We start from the raw sequence: 2,283 nt of genomic DNA on the forward strand, positions 1-2,283 counted from the left end.
TCCTACTTTTACAGGAATTAGTAACGGAGGAGTAATTTGTTCCGGAAATACAGCAGACTTTTATTTGCAAGGAACTCCGGGAGCCAATGTTTTATACTCTGTAAATGGAGGTAGCAATGTTACAATCCCTTTAGATGCATCAGGTCAAGCTACAGTATCAGTACCAAACGCAAGTACAAATGTGACTTTAACGGTAATAAATATAGATAATGGTTGTGTGGTTGCAGTAAATCAATCCAATACAGTTACAGTAAATCCATTACCAACAATTATTAATGTGTCAAATAACGGTCCTGTGTGTGAAAATGGCTCCGGTCAATTTACAATTACAGGAACACCAAATACGCGAGTAAGTTATAGTTTAAATGGCGGTGTAATAACGACAGTAAACTTAAATGCTTCCGGTGAAGGTATTGTTCCGGTTTCAAGTGTTACTGCAAATCAAACAATACAATTAACAGAAATTAGAAATCTTGCTACGACTTGTTTCAGTACAGTAACTAATAGCAGTACGCTTATTGTTAATCCTTTACCAACAGCTAGTTTTACTATTCAGACGCCATCAGTTTGTAATAATGTAGCAGGTCAGATTGATTTTACAGGAACGCCAAATGCTATTATAACGATAACAGATGGTACAACAAATTATCAAGTAACTTTAGACTCAAGTGGAAATTATACCGGATGGCAAACACCTGCTTTATCATCCGATACTACATTTACTTTGGTTGATGTGACTTCTACAGCAGGTTGTACAAGATCCATAGGTAGTACAGGAGCTATTATAATAGCGCCAACCCCTAGAATTATAGGTTTAACATATTCTGAGGAATTGTGTAGTGGGGATTCATTAGATATTAATTTCACTACGGTTGATGCAGACGGATATTTATGGACTATTACCTTAATACCACCGGCTAGTGGCGGAACCTCATTTGTGTATAATGGAGATGAGACACAGAATATGAATCAGGTGATAGGATTACTTAACGATTATCAACAAGGTCAGGTATTAGTTTCAATTACCCCTACTTCTTCAAGTGGATTGTGTCAAGGACAAACGGTAAACATCGGAACAGATCCTAGTTACCCTGCGATTTATATCAATCCTGTGCCTCAGATAGATTTAGGGATATCTAGTGCAACAACGGCAGTATGTACAGGAGATACAATAAGCGTGACGGCCAATTCTTCTTATGCAGGATTGGGAGTGGCTTATCATTGGTATGCCGATTTAACAGGAGTAAGTACAAGTGGATCAATAAGTGGAATAAGTACCAATGGTGAAGTAATATTGCCGGTAGAGGTTACGAACACATCTCAAGCAGGTACAGTAACTTTTCATTTTACACCTGTGTTGGGTAATTGTACGGGAGCAGAAGAGACTATTACAATAACAGTGAATCCAAATCCGGTAAAACTTTTATTGGTATCGGGTAGTAGTTATGAAATATGTAGTGGTGATACTGTAGCATCGGGTATACCATCGATATCCTTAGAATCAGGTTCTGTTGCCGGTACAATAATTCACTGGCAGGCACAAGATATTTACAATGTTGATGGCGCTGACGTAACAGTGGAATATCAATCAAGTGTATCTCCTGTAAATGTAACAGATATCTTGAGTGTGGTGGATAATAGTGAACAAGGCTATGTGACGTATAAGTTTTGGACAACCTTAGGAGACTGTATGGGAGTTTACCAATATTTAACAGTATATGTAAATCCGTTACCAGAGCCTGTATTAGAAGATTCTGCATTGTGTGTGGAACAGATAGGAGGAACAGTATTCCAAATTACCCATTTAAATGCCGGAGATTTTAGTGGAGGAAACTATCAATTTAGATGGTATAAAGTGGATACTGCCGGAGATGTTTTAATAGCAACATTTAACAATAATTCAAGTATAGAGATAGACGAGCCCGGAGATTATTATGTGGTAGTAAGTAACTTGAACACAACTTGTTCTTCAGTATCAAATACGGTTACGGTTTACGAAACAGTACCTGCAAACAGTATAACGACAACAGTTACGGATGCCTTTAGTGATAATGCAACAATTGCAATTACAATTACCGGAGGAACAAACGGAACGTATCTGTATCAGTTAGACGAAGGTTCTTTAGAGGATAGTAATATCTTTACAGGAGTTAGTGCAGGAGAACATTTAGTGACAGTGGTAGATACCCAAGGTTGTACATTCTTACAAGAAACAGTGATGGTTATCGATTATCCAAAGTATTTTACTCCTAATGGTGATGGAATTAATGATACCTGGAATAT

Annotated in this window: 1 pseudogene; it reads left to right on the forward strand. The window is 37.5% G+C overall.

Going from position 1 to position 2,283, the window contains the following annotated elements:
* Positions 1 to 2,283: pseudogene (locus tag ACUSJC_RS16715) on the forward strand (hypothetical protein); the annotation flags it as partial.

It is taken from the genome of Flavobacterium sp. U410 (assembly GCF_053570605.1).